This window comes from Pseudomonas sp. B40(2017), from assembly GCF_002112855.1.
In the GTDB taxonomy this organism is placed as follows: domain Bacteria; phylum Pseudomonadota; class Gammaproteobacteria; order Pseudomonadales; family Pseudomonadaceae; genus Aquipseudomonas; species Aquipseudomonas pharyngis.
The window spans coordinates 615,662-633,755 of the sequence record NZ_NEIT01000003.1 but is presented as its reverse complement, the minus strand read 5'-3'; the positions used below and the strand labels follow the sequence as shown (position 1 = coordinate 633,755).

At 61.2% G+C, this 18,094-nt stretch carries 13 protein-coding genes; 4 read left to right on the top strand and 9 right to left on the bottom strand.

Annotation, left to right across the window (positions count from 1 at the left end):
• Positions 1–39: 39 nt before the first annotated feature.
• Positions 40–627: a GNAT family N-acetyltransferase gene (locus CAF76_RS10195; RefSeq protein ID WP_085649004.1), complete on the top strand. Its 588-nt coding sequence runs from the start codon at positions 40–42 to the stop codon at positions 625–627.
• A gap of 4 nt (positions 628–631) precedes the next feature.
• On the opposite strand, the gene CAF76_RS10190 is transcribed toward CAF76_RS10195, so the two are convergent.
• Both CAF76_RS10190 and CAF76_RS10185 read right to left on the bottom strand, forming a co-directional pair.
• Positions 632–2,074, bottom strand: a complete 1,443-nt coding sequence (locus CAF76_RS10190; RefSeq protein ID WP_085649005.1) for a mechanosensitive ion channel family protein — start codon at positions 2,072–2,074, stop codon at positions 632–634.
• Between the two features lie 139 nt (positions 2,075–2,213).
• Positions 2,214–3,080 (bottom strand): pirin family protein, encoded by an 867-nt coding sequence (locus CAF76_RS10185; protein WP_085649047.1) that lies wholly within the window; start codon positions 3,078–3,080, stop codon positions 2,214–2,216.
• A 217-nt stretch (positions 3,081–3,297) separates the two neighbouring features.
• Between CAF76_RS10185 and dkgB the strand changes: the two genes are divergently transcribed.
• Positions 3,298–4,101, top strand: coding sequence for a 2,5-didehydrogluconate reductase DkgB (gene dkgB, locus CAF76_RS10180; RefSeq protein WP_085649006.1), 804 nt, complete (start codon positions 3,298–3,300; stop codon positions 4,099–4,101).
• A gap of 4 nt (positions 4,102–4,105) precedes the next feature.
• Here the strand turns inward: dkgB and CAF76_RS10175 are convergent, their stop codons facing one another.
• The 7 genes from CAF76_RS10175 to CAF76_RS10145 form a co-directional block, all read right to left on the bottom strand.
• The gene (locus CAF76_RS10175; RefSeq protein WP_143491851.1) at positions 4,106–7,327 is read right to left on the bottom strand and encodes an ATP-binding protein; all 3,222 of its coding nucleotides are present in this window, start codon (positions 7,325–7,327) and stop codon (positions 4,106–4,108) included.
• A gap of 10 nt (positions 7,328–7,337) precedes the next feature.
• On the bottom strand, positions 7,338–7,964 hold the full coding sequence (locus CAF76_RS10170) for a response regulator transcription factor (RefSeq protein WP_085649007.1): 627 nt from the start codon (positions 7,962–7,964) through the stop codon (positions 7,338–7,340).
• A gap of 108 nt (positions 7,965–8,072) precedes the next feature.
• Positions 8,073–8,507 (bottom strand): chemotaxis protein CheY, encoded by a 435-nt coding sequence (locus CAF76_RS10165; protein ID WP_085649008.1) that lies wholly within the window; start codon positions 8,505–8,507, stop codon positions 8,073–8,075.
• A 109-nt stretch (positions 8,508–8,616) separates the two neighbouring features.
• Positions 8,617–9,333 carry an MgtC/SapB family protein gene (locus CAF76_RS10160; protein ID WP_074687672.1) on the bottom strand — a complete coding sequence of 239 codons (717 nt, stop codon included), beginning with the start codon at positions 9,331–9,333 and terminating at the stop codon, positions 8,617–8,619.
• Positions 9,334–9,387: 54 nt separating this feature from the next.
• Positions 9,388–12,087 carry a magnesium-translocating P-type ATPase gene (mgtA, locus tag CAF76_RS10155; RefSeq protein WP_085649009.1) on the bottom strand — a complete coding sequence of 900 codons (2,700 nt, stop codon included), beginning with the start codon at positions 12,085–12,087 and terminating at the stop codon, positions 9,388–9,390.
• A 571-nt stretch (positions 12,088–12,658) separates the two neighbouring features.
• Positions 12,659–13,996 (bottom strand): lysine N(6)-hydroxylase/L-ornithine N(5)-oxygenase family protein, encoded by a 1,338-nt coding sequence (locus tag CAF76_RS10150; RefSeq protein ID WP_064594788.1) that lies wholly within the window; start codon positions 13,994–13,996, stop codon positions 12,659–12,661.
• A gap of 133 nt (positions 13,997–14,129) precedes the next feature.
• Positions 14,130–14,612, bottom strand: coding sequence for a sigma-70 family RNA polymerase sigma factor (locus CAF76_RS10145; protein ID WP_085649010.1), 483 nt, complete (start codon positions 14,610–14,612; stop codon positions 14,130–14,132).
• Positions 14,613–14,945: 333 nt separating this feature from the next.
• Between CAF76_RS10145 and CAF76_RS10140 the strand changes: the two genes are divergently transcribed.
• Together CAF76_RS10140 and CAF76_RS10135 are read left to right on the top strand one after the other, a co-directional pair.
• Positions 14,946–16,118 (top strand): efflux RND transporter periplasmic adaptor subunit, encoded by a 1,173-nt coding sequence (locus CAF76_RS10140; protein WP_085649011.1) that lies wholly within the window; start codon positions 14,946–14,948, stop codon positions 16,116–16,118.
• Positions 16,119–18,092, top strand: coding sequence for a MacB family efflux pump subunit (locus tag CAF76_RS10135; RefSeq protein ID WP_085612859.1), 1,974 nt, complete (start codon positions 16,119–16,121; stop codon positions 18,090–18,092). It abuts the gene before it with no gap.
• The last annotated feature ends 2 nt before the right edge of the window (positions 18,093–18,094 follow it).

The window sequence follows — 18,094 nt, the reverse complement described above, 5'->3', positions numbered from 1 at the left end:
GGCGTAATAAGCCCTTGCCCGATCGCCGAGAATCCCCACATGCAAACAACGCTGCAAGGCCAGGGCATCATCCTGCGCCCGCTTCAATACGCCGACGCCGATGCCCTGCTCCGCGCTGCCGCTGACGGTGAACTGTGGAACCTCACGGTCACCGTGGTGCCGTCGGCCACCACCGTCGATGCCTACCTGAAAAAGGCCCTCGATGGCCGTGAGGCTGGGACCGTCATGCCGTTTGTCATCGTATTGAAGGAAACCGGCGAGGTGATCGGCTCGACCCGGTTCTGGAAAATCGACCCGTTCAACCGCAAGCTGGAGATCGGCAGCAGTTGGATTTCGGCACGTTTTCAGAAAACCTTCGTCAACACCGAGGCCAAGTACCTGATGCTGCGCCACGCGTTCGAAGTACTCGATTGTGTTCGGGTGCAGTTCACCACCGACGAGAACAACCAGAAATCGCGCCACGCGATCCTGCGGCTCGGCGCGCAGCAGGAAGGCATCGTCCGCCACGAACGCATCATGCCGGACGGCCGCAAGCGCAACTCGGTGCGCTTCAGCATCATCGATGACGAATGGCCACAGGTGCGCCTGAACCTGGAACGCAAACTGGCGGATTACGGCCTGCGCTGAAGGCTCAAACGCGGTTGCGCAACCATTGCAGGAACCCTTTTTTCGGCGCCAGCACCGGCGTTTCTTCCGTCAGGGATTGCGCCTTGTGCAGGCGGAAATCGAGCAGCGCCTGCATCGCGTCGTTGATGTCGTGACGAGCGTCCAGGCACGGCTTGAGATAAGACTTCTCGATGCGGTACAGCGCGCAGAAGGTCTTGGCGGAGAAGTCGGCCGGCAACGACGTATCGGACAGAATCCCCGCCTCGCCGATCACCTCACCCGGCCCCATCCGTCCAGACTCGAACGGCGCGCCATGGCGCTTGAGCGTCACCGAGACCACGCCGGATTCGATGATGAACAGGTGATCGCTGACCTCGCCGCCCGCGAGGATCATCTCGCCGGCCCGGAAAGTTTGCAGGGTCATGTTCTGGCTGAAGGTTTCTTTCTCTTCCTGACGCAGGGTGGAGAAAATCGGCGAGCTGTCGAGCAACGCCCGTGGCCGCGAGAGATTGCTCGCCACGCCGGGCTCATCGCTCGATAGCAGATTGACCCCGGACGCTTGCAAGTGCCGGAACGCCAGGTCGAACAGCTGATTGCGCACCACGCGCTTTTCGCTCATCGAGGCGACGAACCCGCTGATTTCATATTCGGCACCCGCACTGTTGGAGCTCTTCAGCGCGACACTCGGCGCGGGACTCTCCAGCAATTGGCGACAGCCCTGCATCGCCCGCTCCAGGGCCTCGATCACCGAGCTGGGCCGCGCATGGGGGCTGACCTGCACGCTGACGGCCACCCCGAACATATTGCTCGGCCGGCTGAAGTTGATGATCTTGGCCTTCGCCGCCAGAGAGTTGGGAATCACCGCCATGCTGCCCTGACTGGTTTGCAGGCGCGTGGCGCGCCAGTCGATGTCGGTGACCCGACCTTCGGTGCCGTCGATGGAAATCCAGTCATCCAGTTGATAAGGCTTGGTGGTGTTGAGCACGATCCCGGAAAACACGTCGCTCAAGGTGCTCTGCAACGCCAGACCGACGATGATCGCCAGCGCCCCGGAGGTTGCCAGCACGCCCTTGACCGGCAGATCCAGCACATAGGCCAGTGCCGCGATAATGGCGATCAGGAAAATCACCGCACCGAGCAGATCCTGCAACAGCCGCCCGGTGTGCCCGACCCGCTGCATCATCACCGCGCCAATCAGCACCGTCAGGGTGCGCGCGCCGAACAGCCACCAGCCGATCTGCAACCCGGTCGCCGCCAGGTGCAACGGTACATTGTCGGCCCACGGCGCAGGCTCCATCGGGTTGAGCCCTTCGTTGAACAGCAGAATGCTGAACAGGGCAAAAATCAGCACCCGCACCAACAGTTTCCACGCGCTGCCGTGGGCGCTGATCAGGCGCCACAGACCGAGATCGACCAGGATCAGGATCAGGGCACAAAACAACGGATGATCGGTGAGCAGAGACAGCATCAAACAACTCCGACAGGGGCCAGTCGCGAGAAGATCGCACAGATTGGGCTCAGTGTAGGAGTAATTGATTTGGCGGGATGAGCGCTGCTGCGCGTGCGCAAAAAAAACCGGCAGGCGCGCGTGGCGCCTGCCGGTTTTTTCAGCGGTGCATCTGGCCGAAACGGCCGGACTGGAAGTCGGCGAAAGCCTGATGGATTTCCTGCTCGGTGTTCATCACGAACGGGCCGTGGCCGACAATCGGCTCGTCGATCGGCTCGCCGCTGAGCAGCAGCACCACCGCGTCCTGGCTGGCTTCGAGGGTGATGCGATCGCCATCACGCTCGAACAGCGCCAACTGGCCTTCACGCATCGACTCCCCTCCGTTGATCTGTACCGAACCCTTCAACACCACCAGCGCCGTGTTGCGGCCTTCGTACAGGTCCAGCGTGAGCAACTTGCCGGCGTTCAGCCGCAGATCCCACACATCAATAGGCGTGAACGTGCGGGATGGACCTTTGTGGCCGTCGAACTCACCGGCGATCAGCCGCAGGCTGCCGGCACCGTCCTTGAGCGCGATTTGCGGAATATCACTGTCCAGAATGGTCTGGTAACCCGGCGCGGCCATTTTGTCCTTCGCCGGCAGATTCACCCAGAGTTGCACCATTTCCAGGTTACCGCCGGTTTTGGCGAAGTTTTCCGAGTGGAACTCTTCATGCAGGATTCCGGAAGCCGCGGTCATCCACTGCACATCGCCCGGGCCGATGGTGCCGCCGCTGCCGGTGGAGTCGCGGTGCTGCACTTCGCCTTCGTAAACGATGGTCACGGTTTCGAAGCCGCGGTGCGGATGCTGCCCCACGCCGCGGCGTTCAGTAGTCGGGGTGAAATGCGCAGGCCCGGCGTGATCCAGCAGCAGGAACGGGCTGATGTGTTTGCCCAGGTTGTCGTAGGAAAACAGGGTGCGCACCGGAAACCCATCGCCGACCCAGTGGCCGCGAGGGCTGGTGTAGAGACCGATAAGATTTTTCATGGTGGACTCCGCAATTGGGTTGATCATGGGCCGATCATAAATTCGCCACGTATTTAGTACTAGTCAGCCAAAACCGTCTTCATCGTTCTACTGGTGGAACGATATCCACGGTGATTCGTGACTTTCAGTCAACAGTACTTTGCCCCGACAGCGGTTTTTCCCGAGGAATCAGACGCGGATACTCCTGCCCATTCCCATTGCAATCCTGGAGTCCTGCATGTCTGTTCCCGCTTTCGGTCTTGGTACGTTTCGCCTGCAAGGCCAGGTGGTCATCGATTCGGTGAGCACTGCCCTTGAACTTGGTTACCGAGTCATCGACACCGCACAGATCTACGAAAACGAGGCCGACGTTGGCGCAGCCATCGCTGCCAGCGGCATTGCCCGTGAAGAGCTGTTCATCACCAGCAAGATCTGGATCGCCAACTTCGCCGGGGATCGTCTGATCGAAAGTCTCAAGGAAAGCCTGCAAAAGCTGCAGACCGACTACCTTGACCTGACGCTGATCCACTGGCCGTCGCCGGAAGATCAGGTGCCGGTGGAGGAATTCATGGGCGCGCTGCTGGAAGCCAAACGCCTGGGCCTGACCCGGCAGATCGGCGTGTCCAACTTCACCATCGACCTGATGAAACAGGCGATTGCTGCGGTCGGTGCGGAAAATATCGCCACCAACCAGATTGAACTGCACCCATACCTGCAAAACCGCAAGGTCGTCGAGTTCGCGCAAAGTCAGGGCATCCAGATCACGTCGTACATGACCCTCGCCTACGGCGAAGTGCTGAAGGATCCGCTGATCGTGCAGATCGCCGAGCGCCTGCATGCCACCCCGGCGCAGGTTACGCTGGCGTGGGCGATGCAATCGGGTTACGCGGTGATTCCGTCGTCGACCAAACGCGCCAACCTGCAAGGCAACCTCGGTGCCACGGCGCTGACCCTGAGCGACGCCGACATGGCGCTGATCGCCACACTGGAGCGCGGCCATCGCCTGACCAGCCCCAAAGGCATCGCGCCGCAGTGGGACTGATCGATCAGGCCTGAAGCTGCTGCGCGAGGTCGTGCATGGCCTCGCGCAGCGAATCGATGGCGGCCATCAATGCCGCTTCGGGCTGATCGGCCCGGCAGGCCTGTTCGAGCACCCGACACGCCGAGACCACACGCTCGGCACCGATCATGTGCGCCCCGCCCGTGACGTGATGCGCCAGATCACGCAAATCGGCGCGGTCATTTTTGCGGCCTGACTCATCCAGACGCTTCAGGTCAATGCGCAGACTGCTCAGCACCTCCTCACGCAATTGCCCGATCAGCGAGTTGTCCGCGCCTGCCAGTTGCAACAGCGCGCTCAGATCGAACTCGGCCTCTACCGGATCGTCCACGCTTTCGATCTGCGCGCCTTCGGATGTTGCGGCCATCAGGGCCTGGCTCAATTCGCGCAGCAGAACCGGTTTGAACAGACAGTCGTCCATCCCGGCTGCCCGGCATCGCTGCTTTTCTTCCATTTGCGCATTGGCGGTAAATCCAAGGATCAGACAGGGCGCCCTGCCCGTCGCGGCCTCTTCCTGACGCACCGCGCGCGCCAGCTCGTAACCGTTGAGCCCCGGCATGTTGCAGTCAGTGATCAATGCATCGAAGGAGTGCCCGCGCCACAGCGCCAGCCCGCTCCCACCACCATCGGTTTCAACGGGGCGATGGCCGAGTTCACTCAACTGTCGGCACAACAACAGGCGATTCACGGGATGGTCATCCACCACCAGCACGTTCAGCGACTTGACCGCCGTCGCCACGGGTGCCGGTGCAGCCTCCTGCACCAGCGGCTGCAGCACTGGCAGTTCCAGTCGCAGCATGACCTGAGTGCCCCTGCCCGGCTCGCTGGTCATCCACAAATCACCACCCATCATCCGGCACAGGTTGCGGCTGATCACCAACCCCAGGCCAGAACCGCCCTGCGCCGCAGTCTGATGATCGCCGACCTGCACAAACGGGCTGAACAAGCGTTGCTGATCCTCGGCGCTGATTCCCCGGCCACTGTCTTCAATGGCTACACCCACTTCAATCAGCCCGTCCTGTTCGCCGAATACGCGCAAGCGCAGGCTCACCTCGCCGTCATCGGTGAACTTGATGGCATTGCTCAACAGATTCGACAGCACTTGTTTGAAACGCAGGGCATCGATCATCACCTCGACGTTGCTGCGTTCATCCAGCTCCACATGCCACAACAATTGCTTCTGCCGGGCCAGGCCTTCGAAAATCCGACACACCGACTGCACCACCTCGCGCAGATTGACCCGTTCGGGAACCAGCGACAAATGCCCAGCCTCAATGCGCGCGATGTCGAGAATATCGCCGATCAATGCCAGCAATTGCTGCCCGGCACTGGACGCCACCTCGATCGCCTGGCGATCGGTCACGCCTTCATCGGCACGCTTGAGGGCCAGTTCAAGCATGCCGATCAGGGCATTCATCGGTGTGCGGATTTCATGGCTCATGGTCGCCAGAAACGTGCTCTTGGCACGATTGGCTTCATCGGCCGCCTCCTTGGCCTCCTGCAACTGTCTTAACCATTGTTGACGCTGACGGATCTGCCGACGCTGAAAGGCGATCCAGCCCAACGCCAGCAACAGCAACCCGGCAGCAATGGCAAAGCCGCGCAGGATTTGCTCTCTATGACGCTGCCAATAGCTGTCCTGCAGCACCACGTTACGACTCCAGCGCGCGACCAGACCATCAATTTCCTGGGGGGCAATGGCCAGCAGCGCCTTGTTCAGAATCGATTGCAGTTGCGGGGCATCGGGCGCCGTGGCCATGGCAATCCGGGCCGGTTGATCACCCAGCGTGGAGACAATCCGCAAGCGCTCACGGTACTGGTGATCGATCTGATAACGCGCCACCAGCAACGAGCTCAATGTCGCATCGGCCCGACCATCAAGCAGCGCCCGCGTACCGTCCGCCGGACTCGGCAACTCGATCAGGTTGATCTGCGGCACGTGCTCCAACAGATATTCGCGCAGCGGATTACCGCGATAGAGCGCCAGACGTTTACCCGCCATCTCCTCGAGACTGCGCGGCGCCTGTGCCTTCAAATCGGTGATCAAGACGAAGGGGCTGTTGGCGTACGACCGGGTGAACCGCATTTCAAGTTCACGCTCGCGGCTCGGTGTCAGCACCGGCAACAGATCCAGCTCCCCGCTCCTGAGCTGCTCGACCTGACGATCCAGAGACTGACCGCGCACCACCTCGAATGTCAGGCCACTGCGCTGACTGATCAGGTTGAGCAGTTGTGCAGTCAGGCCGCTGAACCGGCCATCGGCATCAAAGAATGCCAGCGGCGCAAAATCGTCGATAGCACCGACCCGCACCACCGGATGCTGATCCAGCCATTGTTGCTCGCTGTCGCTCAGACTTACCCGCGACTGCGCTGCCCTGTCGGCGCGCCCGGCACTCCAGCGCAGCTCCATCGCGAGGCGCTGTTCCATGGGAATCGCCAGCAGGGCCTTGTCGACCAGACGTTTCAACCGCGTGTTGCTGCGGGTCAGGGCGAAGCCGAACGGGTTGGCGTCAAGGCCCGAGGGGCCCGCCAGTTGCAGGTCGTTATAAAAATGAGTGTTGATCAGATAGCTGGCGCTGATGAAGTCGCCAAGGTAGAGCGCATCCCGACCGAACGCCACCGCGCCGAGGGCATCGAGAATCGAGCGATAACGCTGCAGGGAGGCTTGCGGGTAAGCCTGCTCGATGGTCGAGGCTGGCAGGTAGTCGTCCACCATGGCGATTCGCTTGCCGGCCAGATCGTCGGGCAACGGTTCGTCGAGCCGGGTCACCCACATCGGCTGATCTTCGGCGTAGGCACGGGACAGCATCAGTTCGGGGTCGGCGATCTCGAAGTTGTTCGACGTGCCCAGCAAATCCAGATCCCCGGCCTTGAGCGCGGCCATCGCACTTGCGCGGTCGGGATAGCACCAGACTTCGACGGCGAGATTGAGTACCTGTGCAATCGCATCGGCGTAATCGGCGGTGAGGCCTTCCAGCTCATGGCGCTTGCGCGTCAGTTCAAAGGGCGGGTAATCCGGCCAGGAGGCACCGATGCGCAATACCGGATGCGCGCTCAGCCACTGTTTATCCTGATCATCAAGGCGAACCTGCACGCCTTCCAGGCGGGTGCGGGAAACGATTTCCAGTCTTTGCGCACTCGTCGCCGCCTGAACTGTGCCTGCAAACAAAAGTGCCAACAGAAACACCAACCGCAACGGTCTCATCATGGAAAGCCTCTCAGAACAGATCGTTGCGCACGACCAGCTCTCGCAACGTCACTGAGGACGTTATTCCCAGTTTGAGCATCAATCGGGTCTTGTAGGTGCTGACGGTTTTGTGACTCAGGTTCATTTCCAAGGCGATGAGTTTGTTGGACTTGCCGTGAGCCAGTTGCACCAGAATATGCAGTTCGCGGTCGGACAGCCGATCAATCAACTGCCGCTCATCACTCAGTGCATCGAGTTGTCCTGAACTGACACCGTGCATTTCAGGAAAAAAAGTGTAGCCCGAACGCACAGCCTTGATCGCATTCTCGACCTGTTTCAGGTCGGCAGACTTTTCCACGAAGGCCATCGCTCCGGCACGCCGGCAGCGCATCAGGAAACTGTCCTGGGGAGCCGAGGTAAAAATCACGACTTTGCAAACCAGCCCGATAGACCTGATACGCTGCAATACATCCAGCCCGCACATACCTGCAAGGTTCAGGTCGAGAATCATCAGATCCGGCGCATGTTCACGAATCATCGGCACGACGTCGACGCCGCTCGACACCACGTGAATCTGCTTATAGCCCAACCCATGCAACAGCATACGGATGGCAGAGACGACCACCGGGTGATCTTCGGCAAGCAATACTCGACCCATGACCACTCCCGGTGCGATTACATAGTGATGAAGCCACCGATCTTGCATGAACGGGACTATTGGTAGCTGCGCTACAACTGTTGCACAGACTTTACGATGAAGCACCTGTCAGATCTGACAGGTGCGCGCCAGACCGATCTGTGATAGCGCACGCGATGACCGCCCAAGCGATGCCTCGACCGAGGTCATCAGCTGTTCGATTTCGTCGAATGAAGGCAGCGCTGCAGGGCTGGTGATGACCTTTGCCCCAAAATGCCCGGGAACACCTGTGGAATCCGCCGGCTCACCATAGACCAGGGCCCGTCGGACTTGTGGGTGATCGAACAGAACGCCGGGCAGATCCGCGATCCCGCTCGCCAGTTCGGCATTAACCACCAGGACATCGAACGGCTGACAGCCGTAATCGACCAGGGTCAACAGTTCGGCAAGACTTTGCACCGGTGCAATGCGGTAATAATCAAGGCCATTGAACAGGCGCTCGATCTTCATCCGATGAAAATGCTGCAAGTCGGCGATCAGGATGCGCAGGGTTTTGTCGGTCAATGTGGAAGTCCGGGTAGTCGCTTCAAGTGGCGGCAAGACTACCCAAGCATCGGGATACACTCTGTAGGACTTTTCCGAAAAACACGGTCACTCATCGGGATTGAAAAAGTTACTCCGTGGTGCTCGGACTCCAGAACGCCTGCACCACCAGCGTCGACGTCGAGATTCGCGCCACCAGCGCATCCAGTTCATCACCGTCCACCGAGGTGGTGGCCAGCGTCGCTTCGATCTCGATTTCATCGGCACCGAAGGCATGTACATCGACATCGCTGGCCGGGTAATTGCTGCGTTCCAGCTCGGCCTCGAGCAAGGCGAAAACGGCTTTCTGCTGCGAACGCCGAGCGATGACATAAACAATGTTGGTGACTTCCGCCGAGACCACGTCCAGCGGCTGACGGTTGATGTTGTTGACGATCGGCCGCAACAAGGTATTGGCGGCCAGCACAAACAAGGTGCCCAGGACCGCTTCGGCCAGCAGGTCGGCACCGGCGCAGGCACCGACCGCCGCCGAGGTCCAGAGCGTGGCGGCGGTGTTGAGCCCACGCACGTTGCCCTCTTCGCGCATGATCACCCCGGCACCGAGAAAACCGATGCCGGAAACCACGTAGGCAACCACTCGCACCGCGCCTTCGGCCCCGGCGAGACGGTTGGCCATGTCGACGAAAATCGCCGCGCCGACCGCCACCAGCACGTTGGTGCGCAAGCCCGCCGTGCGTTGGCGGTACTGGCGTTCGAAGCCGATCAGGCCGCCGAGGATGAACGCCGCGCTGAGGCTGACCAAAGTGTCGAGCAATGAGGTGAGGTTGAGATTGTTGATCGCTTGCATGTCGAACTCCTTGAAACCGCCCCCCTTGCTCCCACAAGGGGGGAATCTTGCCTGTTACTGCCAGCCGAACCGGCGGATGTAGAAGCCTTTGACGGCCTGGGTCAGCGCCATGTACGCCAGCAGGATCACCGGCAGAAACACGAAGTACATCGACGGCAGCGCCTGCAATTTGAAGTAGTGCGCCAGCGGCCCCATCGGCAGGAAGATGCCCACGGCCATGATGATTGCGGTCATCACCAGCAGCGGCATCGCCGCGCGGCTTTGCAGGAACGGAATCTTCGGCGTGCGGATCATGTGCACGATCAGCGTCTGGGTCAGCAGCCCCACCACGAACCAGCCGGACTGGAACAGGGTCTGGTGATCCGGGGTGTTGGCATCGAACACGTACCACATCAAGGCGAACGTTGTGATGTCGAAGATCGAACTGATCGGGCCGAAGAACAGCATGAAGCGCCCGACGTCCCCTGGCTGCCAGCGTTGTGGCTGCTTCAGCATCTCGTCGTCGACGTTGTCGAACGGGATCGCGATCTGCGAAATGTCATACAGCAGGTTCTGCACCAGCAGGTGCATCGGCAGCATCGGCAGGAACGGAATGAACGCACTGGCGACCAGCACCGAGAAGACGTTGCCGAAGTTCGAGCTGGCGGTCATCTTGATGTACTTGAGCATGTTGGCGAAGGTCCGACGCCCTTCCAGCACGCCCTCCTCCAGCACCATCAGGCTCTTTTCCAGCAGGATGATGTCGGCCGCTTCCTTGGCGATGTCCACCGCGCTGTCCACGGAAATCCCGATGTCGGCGGTGCGCAGCGCCGGTGCGTCGTTGATGCCGTCGCCCATGAACCCGACCACGTGGCCGTTGCCCTTGAGGATGCGCACGATGCGTTCCTTGTGCGACGGCGTCAGTTTGGCGAACACGTTGGTGGTTTCTACCGCCACGGCCAGTTCGGCGTCGCTCATGCGTTCGATGTCGTTGCCCATCAACAGGCCCTGCTGGGCCAGGCCCACTTCGCGGCAGATCTTGGCGGTCACCAGTTCGTTGTCGCCGGTCAGCACTTTCACCGCCACGCCGTGTTCGGCCAGGGCCTTGAGCGCCGGGGCGGTGCTTTCCTTCGGTGGATCGAGGAACGCCACGTAACCGATCAGCGTCAGTTCCTGCTCGTCGCTCAGGCTGTAAGTGTCGCGCCCCTGCGGCATCGACCGTGCCGCCACCGCCACCACGCGCAAGCCTTCAGCGTTGAATGCTGCGGTGACCTGACGGATTTTCGCCAGCAGTTCATCGCTCAAGGCTTCGTCGACTTCACCGTGACGCACCCGGCTGCACACCGCCAGAACCTCTTCTACCGCGCCCTTGCAGATCAGTTGATGCGGCTGACCGCGCCCTTCCACCACCACCGACATGCGCCGGCGGTTGAAGTCGAACGGGATTTCATCGACCTTGCGAAAGGCCGTACCGACCTTCAGCTCACGGTGGATTTCCACGTGCTCCAGCACCGCCACATCAAGCAGGTTTTTCAGGCCGGTCTGGTAGTAGCTGTTGAGGTAAGCCATTTCCAGCACGTCGTCGGAGTCTTCGCCCCAGACGTCGACATTGCGCGCCAGGAAGATCCTGTCCTGGGTCAGGGTGCCGGTCTTGTCGGTGCATAGCACGTCCATCGCGCCGAAGTTCTGGATCGCATCCAGGCGTTTGACGATGACTTTCTTGCGCGACAGAAACACCGCGCCCTTGGCCAGCGTCGAGGTGACGATCATCGGCAGCATTTCCGGGGTCAGGCCCACGGCGATCGACAGCGCGAACAGCAGCGCTTCGGTCCAGTCGCCCTTGGTGAAACCGTTGATGAACAACACCAGCGGCGCCATGACGAACATGAAGCGGATCAGCAGCCAGCTGACTTTGTTCACCCCTTGCTGGAACGAAGTCACCGCGCGATCGGTCGCCCCGACCCGCTGCGCCAGCGCACCGAAATAGGTGCTGTTGCCGGTGGTGAGAATCACCGCCACCGCCGTGCCGGACACCACGTTGGTGCCCATGAACAGAATGTTGTCGAGCTCCAGCGGATTGCGCGTGTCGCGATCGGCCTGACGCGGGAATTTTTCCACCGGCATCGATTCACCGGTCATTGCCGCCTGGCTGACGAACAGGTCCTTGGCGCTGAGCACCCGGCAATCGGCAGGAATCATGTCGCCGGCCGAGAGCACGATCAGATCGCCGGGTACCAGTTGCTTGATCGGCAGTTCAGCGCGCGGCGCATCCCGGCGCAGCACGGTGGCGGTGTTGCTGACCATCGCCTTGAGCGCGTCGGCGGCCTGGTTGGATTTGCTTTCCTGCCAGAAGCGCAGCAGCGTCGAGAGCACCACCATCGAGAAAATCACGATGGCGGCCTTGAGGTCTTCGGTCAGCCAGGAGATCACCGCCAGCAGAGTCAGCAGCAGGTTGAACGGGTTCTTGTAGCAGTGCCACAGGTGGGTCCACCACGGCAGCGGTTGCTCGTGTTCGACTTCGTTGAGGCCGTGCTGCGCACGCAGTACATCGACTTCGAAATCAGTGAGGCCATCGGTGTGGGTGCCGAGGTTCGACAGCAGCACGCCGCTGTCGCAATGGGCGGCGTCCACCAGTGTATTGGCCAGGGTCGGCGGCACTTCACGGCTGACCGTGGTGTCGCTGAGGGTTTCCAGCAAGGCCAGGCGACGGAAGTGCCGGGCGATGTGGCGGGTCCGCAGGAAGCCTGCGAAAAATTCCTTGAGCGTAAGTTTCATGGCTGTTGCCCCTATGGTCAGCCGGGAAACCGTCGAGCAGGTACGTCCTCGTCCTGGGCACCGGAAAACCGGCACGGCAAGGCGTGGCGCGCCGGTCAGAAAAGACAGGCGTGTCGATAGGGCTGCAATGACGACGATGAAGTCGACTTCACAGGCTTTTCAGTGTCGATGAGAAGGACGTCGGGACATGACCGGGACCGGTCATGATCGGGATGCCGCTGCTCGCTGTTCGGCGAGACAACGGCACAAAGGAATGCGCGTTATCTTGCCGAGAATCCGCCGGTTACAAGGACCGGCCGACAACTGTCACTCGAACAAGTACCCACTGTGGGTCTCCGCTATTGATGAAAACGCGCGAAGCTTACGCCCCGATGTCTGGAGAGTAAACCCGCGAAAGGAAGTGTGTCGGGGAATGTGGCGGGTGTTCAGGAAGGGTTCAGGATTGGAAACTTCCGGTGCTCTGGAAGAGTCATCGTCGGATCGCCGCCCGGACCAGGCTCGCTCCCACATTTTTCCTGCATTTACAGATTCATTGTGGGAGCGAGCCTGCTCGCGATGGCGATCGTGAAACTTAGCTGGCAGTCGCCAACAACAAGTCCATCACCGAACGGCTGTGCCCACGGTTCTTGCCATGCTCATACAGCGAGCCGGCAATCTCGTCCGCGCGGATCGGCAGGATCGACAACAGCGTATCGCTCAGACCGTGGCTGGCCTGGCAGAAGCCCTGCATGTACAGACCGGCCTTGCAGCGCTCGTCGGTGATCAGCTTGTAATTGCGATCGACCTCGAAGTCGCCCAGGTACTCCTCCAGCGGCGCCAGCAGTTTGCGATGCATCTGACGCTCGTAACCGGTGGCCAGCACAACCGCGTCGTAGGCACGCACGGTGACTTCACCGGTGGCGTTGTTGCGCACGGTCAGTTCGATACCGCGTTCGGTGGCGGTGGCTTTCTCGACGGTGGTCAGAGTGCGGAACGCGTGGCGTGCCACGCCCGAGACTTTCTGGCGATAGAAGATGCCGTAGATACGCTCGATCAGGTCGATGTCGACCACCGAGTAGTTGGTGTTGTGGTACTCGTTGACCAGACGCTCACGCTCGCTGCTGTTCTGCTGGAAAATCAGGTCAGTGAACTCCGGCGAGAACACTTCGTTGACGAACGGGCTGTCGTCCGCCGGCTTCAGGGCCGAGCCACGCAGGATCATGTCGACCTGCACCGACGGGAACGAATCGTTCAGGTCGATGAAGGCTTCCGCCGCACTCTGGCCGCCACCGATGATCGCGATACTCATCGGCTGGTTGTTGATGCACGGCTGCTTGGCCATCTCGGCCAGGTATTGCGAGTGGTGGAAAACCCGAGCGTCACCCTTCAGCGCCTTGAACGCCTCGGGAATGCGTGGAGTGCCACCGGCGCTGACCACCACCGAACGTGCGGTGCGCACCAACTGCTGGCCGTCCGTACCACGGGAAATGACCCGCAGCGCTTCGACCTGATGGTTGTGCAGCACCGGCTCGATGGTCAGCACTTCTTCGCCGTAGCGGCTCTGCTCAGTGAACTGCGCGGCCACCCAGCGCAGATAGTCGTTGTACTCCATGCGGCACGGATAGAAGGTGCCGAGGTTGATGAAGTCCACCAGACGGCCGTGGTGCTTGAGGTAGTTGACGAACGAGTACGGGCTGGTCGGATTGCGCAGGGTCACCAGATCCTTGAGGAAGGAAATCTGCAACTCGCTCTGGGTCGACAGGGTGTTGCCGTGCCAGCTGTAGTTGGGTTGTTTATCGAGGAACAGCACATCCAGCTCGCCCTGGGTCGCGCCGCGCTCTTGCAGAGCGATGGCCAGCGCCAGGTTCGAAGGGCCGAAACCGACGCCGATCAGGTCGTGAACGATGGGCGATGCAATTGCCTGTGTCATTTCCAGTGTCCTCTGGATGAACCCCCGAACAGCGCGGAGGAAGAGCTTGGGTGACCGGCCGGCCCGGAGCAGGACAGCAGATCGTCTGTTGAGTAGGAACGAGGACAGTGAAATAAAATTTAACGGCGACGGCTCAATGGGCATCCCATTGTTTGATTCGCAGGCGGCAATGTTTCATGGCGTTGACGATGTGCTTTTCCACCAGGGCCTTGGAAATACCAAGGTGCTCGGCGATCTCGGGGTGCGACAGGCCTTCGATCTTGCGCAATAGAAAACTCTCGCGGCACAGCGGCGAAAGCTCGGCCAGCGCACGCTGCAACATTTCCAGGCGCTGGCCATGATCGAGGGTGCTGTGGGGGGACGGCGTGAAATAGCGCTCTTCGCTGTCGAGCACTTCCAGCGATTCGACCTGACGCAGGGCATTGCGCCGATGGTCGTCGATCACCAGGTTCAGCGCGGTGCGATAAAGGAAGGCCCGGGGCTGTTCGATCGGCGTATCGCTGGAACGCTCCAGGACCCGTACATAAGCGTCATGCACCACATCTTCGGCCACCTGTCGGTTGCCGAGCCTGGCGTTCAGGAAACACACCAGCTCACGATAGTAGTTTTCCAACATGACTCCCGGCCGCTCGAGTGCGGGTTTTGTCCTTGAGCACACTGTTCTGCCGAGCCGCCCGAGGCAGTAGCAAGATAGTGGCAACTTGAGGTGCGTAATTTATAGTAATTCTCATATAGATTTAAAGTAGTGTTTGTCGTTGCCCGACAAATAGTGGCCGGCTATACCTTCAGATTGCTGTAACAACCTGTGTCGCCACTTAAATTCCGTTCCGCTTTCTTCGTTTACAGGACAGCTCCCCGTGTCTGTCGCGCCCTGCGGCAGCGTTCAACGGTGCCTGACCCCGCGCACTCCTCTGAACGACGGGCCGATTTCCACTGGCCGGAACCCTGCATGAAACGTCCCCGCCCCGCCCGACGCGCCCTGCTCGTAGTCCTTTGCTTGATCCCCGTTATCGCCTACGCCGCCTGGCAGATCCTGCCTCCCGGGCGGGACAGGTTCGCCACCGTACAAGTGACCCGCGGCGATATCGAAAGCAGCGTCACCGCACTGGGCACCCTGCAACCACGGCGTTATGTGGACGTCGGCGCCCAGGCGTCGGGGCAGATCCGCAAGATCCATGTAGAGGTCGGCGACGTGGTCAAGGAAGGTCAGCTGCTGGTGGAAATCGATCCGTCGACCCAGAAAGCCAAACTCGACGCCGGGCGTTTTTCCATCGAAAACCTCAAGGCCCAATTACAGGAACAGAAAGCTCAGCACGAACTCGCGCAGCAGAAATACCAGCGCCAGCAGCATCTCGCCGCTGGCGGCGCCACCCGCGAAGAAGACGTGCAGACCGCCCGCGCCGAACTGAAAGCCACCCAGGCACGCATCGACATGTTCCAGGCCCAGATCCGTCAGGCCGAAGCCAGCCTGCGCAGCGATCAGGCGGAACTCGGCTACACCCGCATTTATGCGCCGATGGCCGGCACCGTGGTGGCCCTCGATGCCCGCGAAGGCCAGACCCTCAACGCACAACAACAGACACCGCTGATCCTGCGCATCGCCAAGCTGTCGCCAATGACTGTGTGGGCGGAGGTTTCCGAAGCCGACATCGGCCACGTCAAACCGGGCATGACCGCCTACTTCACCACCCTCAGCGGCGGCCAGCGGCGCTGGAGCAGCACCGTGCGGCAAATCCTGCCGGTGCCGCCCAAGCCGCTGGACCAGACCAGCCAGGGCGGCGGCAGTCCTGTCAGTTCCAGCAAAAGCGGCAGCGCCCGCGTGGTGCTCTACACCGTGCTGCTGGATGTCGACAACGCCGACAACGCACTGATGGCGGAAATGACCACCCAGGTATTCTTCGTCGCCAGTCAGGCAAAAGACGTTCTCACCGCACCGGTTGCCGCCCTGCAAGGCACTGCCACGGCAAACCGGCAGACCGCGCAGGTGATCGCCGCCAATGGCGACATCCAGTCCCGCGAAGTACACACCGGCATCAGCGATCGCTTGAAAGTCCAGGTGCTGGAAGGTTTGAACGAGGGCGATCACCTGTTGATCGGCCCGGCCGACGGCAGCGGAGGCTGAATGCAGACGCCCCTGATCGACCTGCAGGACATCCGCAAATCCTACGGCGGTGGCGACGCCCCCGAAGTGCATGTGCTGCGCGGGATCGACCTGTCGATCCACGCCGGTGAGTTCGTGGCGATTGTCGGCGCCTCCGGCTCCGGCAAATCGACGCTGATGAACATTCTCGGCTGCCTCGACCGACCCACCTCTGGCGAATACCGTTTTGCCGGGGAAAACGTCGCCGGCCTCGACACCGACGAACTGGCCTGGCTACGGCGTGAAGCCTTCGGTTTCGTGTTTCAGGGGTATCACCTGATTCCGTCCGGCTCGGCCCAGGAGAACGTCGAGATGCCGGCAATCTACGCCGGCACACCCGCCGCCGAACGCCACGCCCGCGCGGCCGCCCTGCTCGATCGCCTCGGCCTGGCCTCGCGCACCGGCAACCGTCCACATCAGTTGTCGGGAGGCCAGCAGCAGCGAGTGTCGATCGCCCGGGCATTGATGAACGGCGGCCACATTATCCTGGCCGACGAACCCACCGGCGCCCTCGACAGCCACAGCGGCAAGGAAGTCATGGCGTTGCTCGACGAGCTGGCGAGCCAGGGCCACGTGGTCATCCTGATCACCCACGACCGCGAAGTCGCAGCGCGGGCCAAGCGCATCATCGAGATCCGCGACGGCCTGATCATCAGCGACAGCGCCCGGGACAACCCCGAAGCCCAGGCCACTGCCAACCCCGGCGCCCTGCAAGCCGTCGACCTGCGCAAGCGCCTGAGCGAAGGCGCGCAAGCGTCCGGCGCCTGGAAAGGCGAACTGGTGGACGCCCTGCACGCCGCCTGGCGGGTGATGTGGATCAACCGTTTCCGCACCGCACTGACCCTGCTCGGGATCATCATCGGCGTAGCCTCGGTGGTGGTCATGCTCGCCGTGGGCGAAGGCAGCAAGCGTCAGGTCATGGCGCAGATGGGCGCTTTCGGTTCGAACATCATTTACCTGGGTGGCGTCCCTCCGCACCCACGTGCACCGCAGGGCATCATCACCCTCGACGACCTCGCAGTGCTCGCCACCCTGCCGCTGATCAAGCAGATCATGCCCGTCAACGGCGCCGAAGCCGTGGTGCGTTACGGCAATCTCGATCACAACAGTTACGTGGGCGGCAACGACACCAATTTCCCGAAGATTTTCAATTGGCCGGTGGTTGAAGGGGCTTACTTCACCGCCGCCGACGAAGCCAGTGGCGCTGCGGTTGCCGTCATCGGCCACAAAGTCCGAAGCAAGTTGCTCAAGGACGTCGCCAATCCCATCGGGCAGTACATCCTGATTGAAAACGTGCCCTTTCAAGTGGTCGGGGTTCTCGCCGAAAAAGGCTCCAGTTCCGGCGATTCCGACAGTGACGACCGCATCGCCATTCCCTACTCCGCCGCCAGCACGCGCCTGTTTGGCACGTATAACCCGGAGTACGTCGCCATCGCTGCCGCCGATGCACGCAAGGTCAAGGAAACCGAACAGGCAATCGAGCGCATGATGCTGCGCCTGCATAACGGCAAAAAGGATTTCGAACTGACCAACAACGCCGCCATGATCCAGGCCGAAGCGCGCACGCAAAATACCCTGTCGCTGATGCTCGGATCGATTGCGGCGATTTCGCTGCTGGTCGGCGGTATCGGCGTGATGAACATCATGCTCATGACGGTGCGCGAACGTACCCGCGAGATCGGTATTCGCATGGCCACCGGCGCTCGCCAGCGCGACATCCTGCGTCAGTTCCTCACCGAAGCGGTGATGCTCTCGGTGGTCGGCGGGATCGCCGGGATTGCCCTGGCGTTGATCGTCGGTGGCGTGCTGATCCTCAGTGACATCGCCGTCGCCTTCTCGCTGCTGGCAGTGCTCGGCGCTTTTGGCTGCGCCCTGGTCACCGGTGTTGTCTTCGGCTTCATGCCGGCCCGCAAAGCTGCCCGGCTCGACCCGGTCACGGCCCTTACCAGTGAATGATC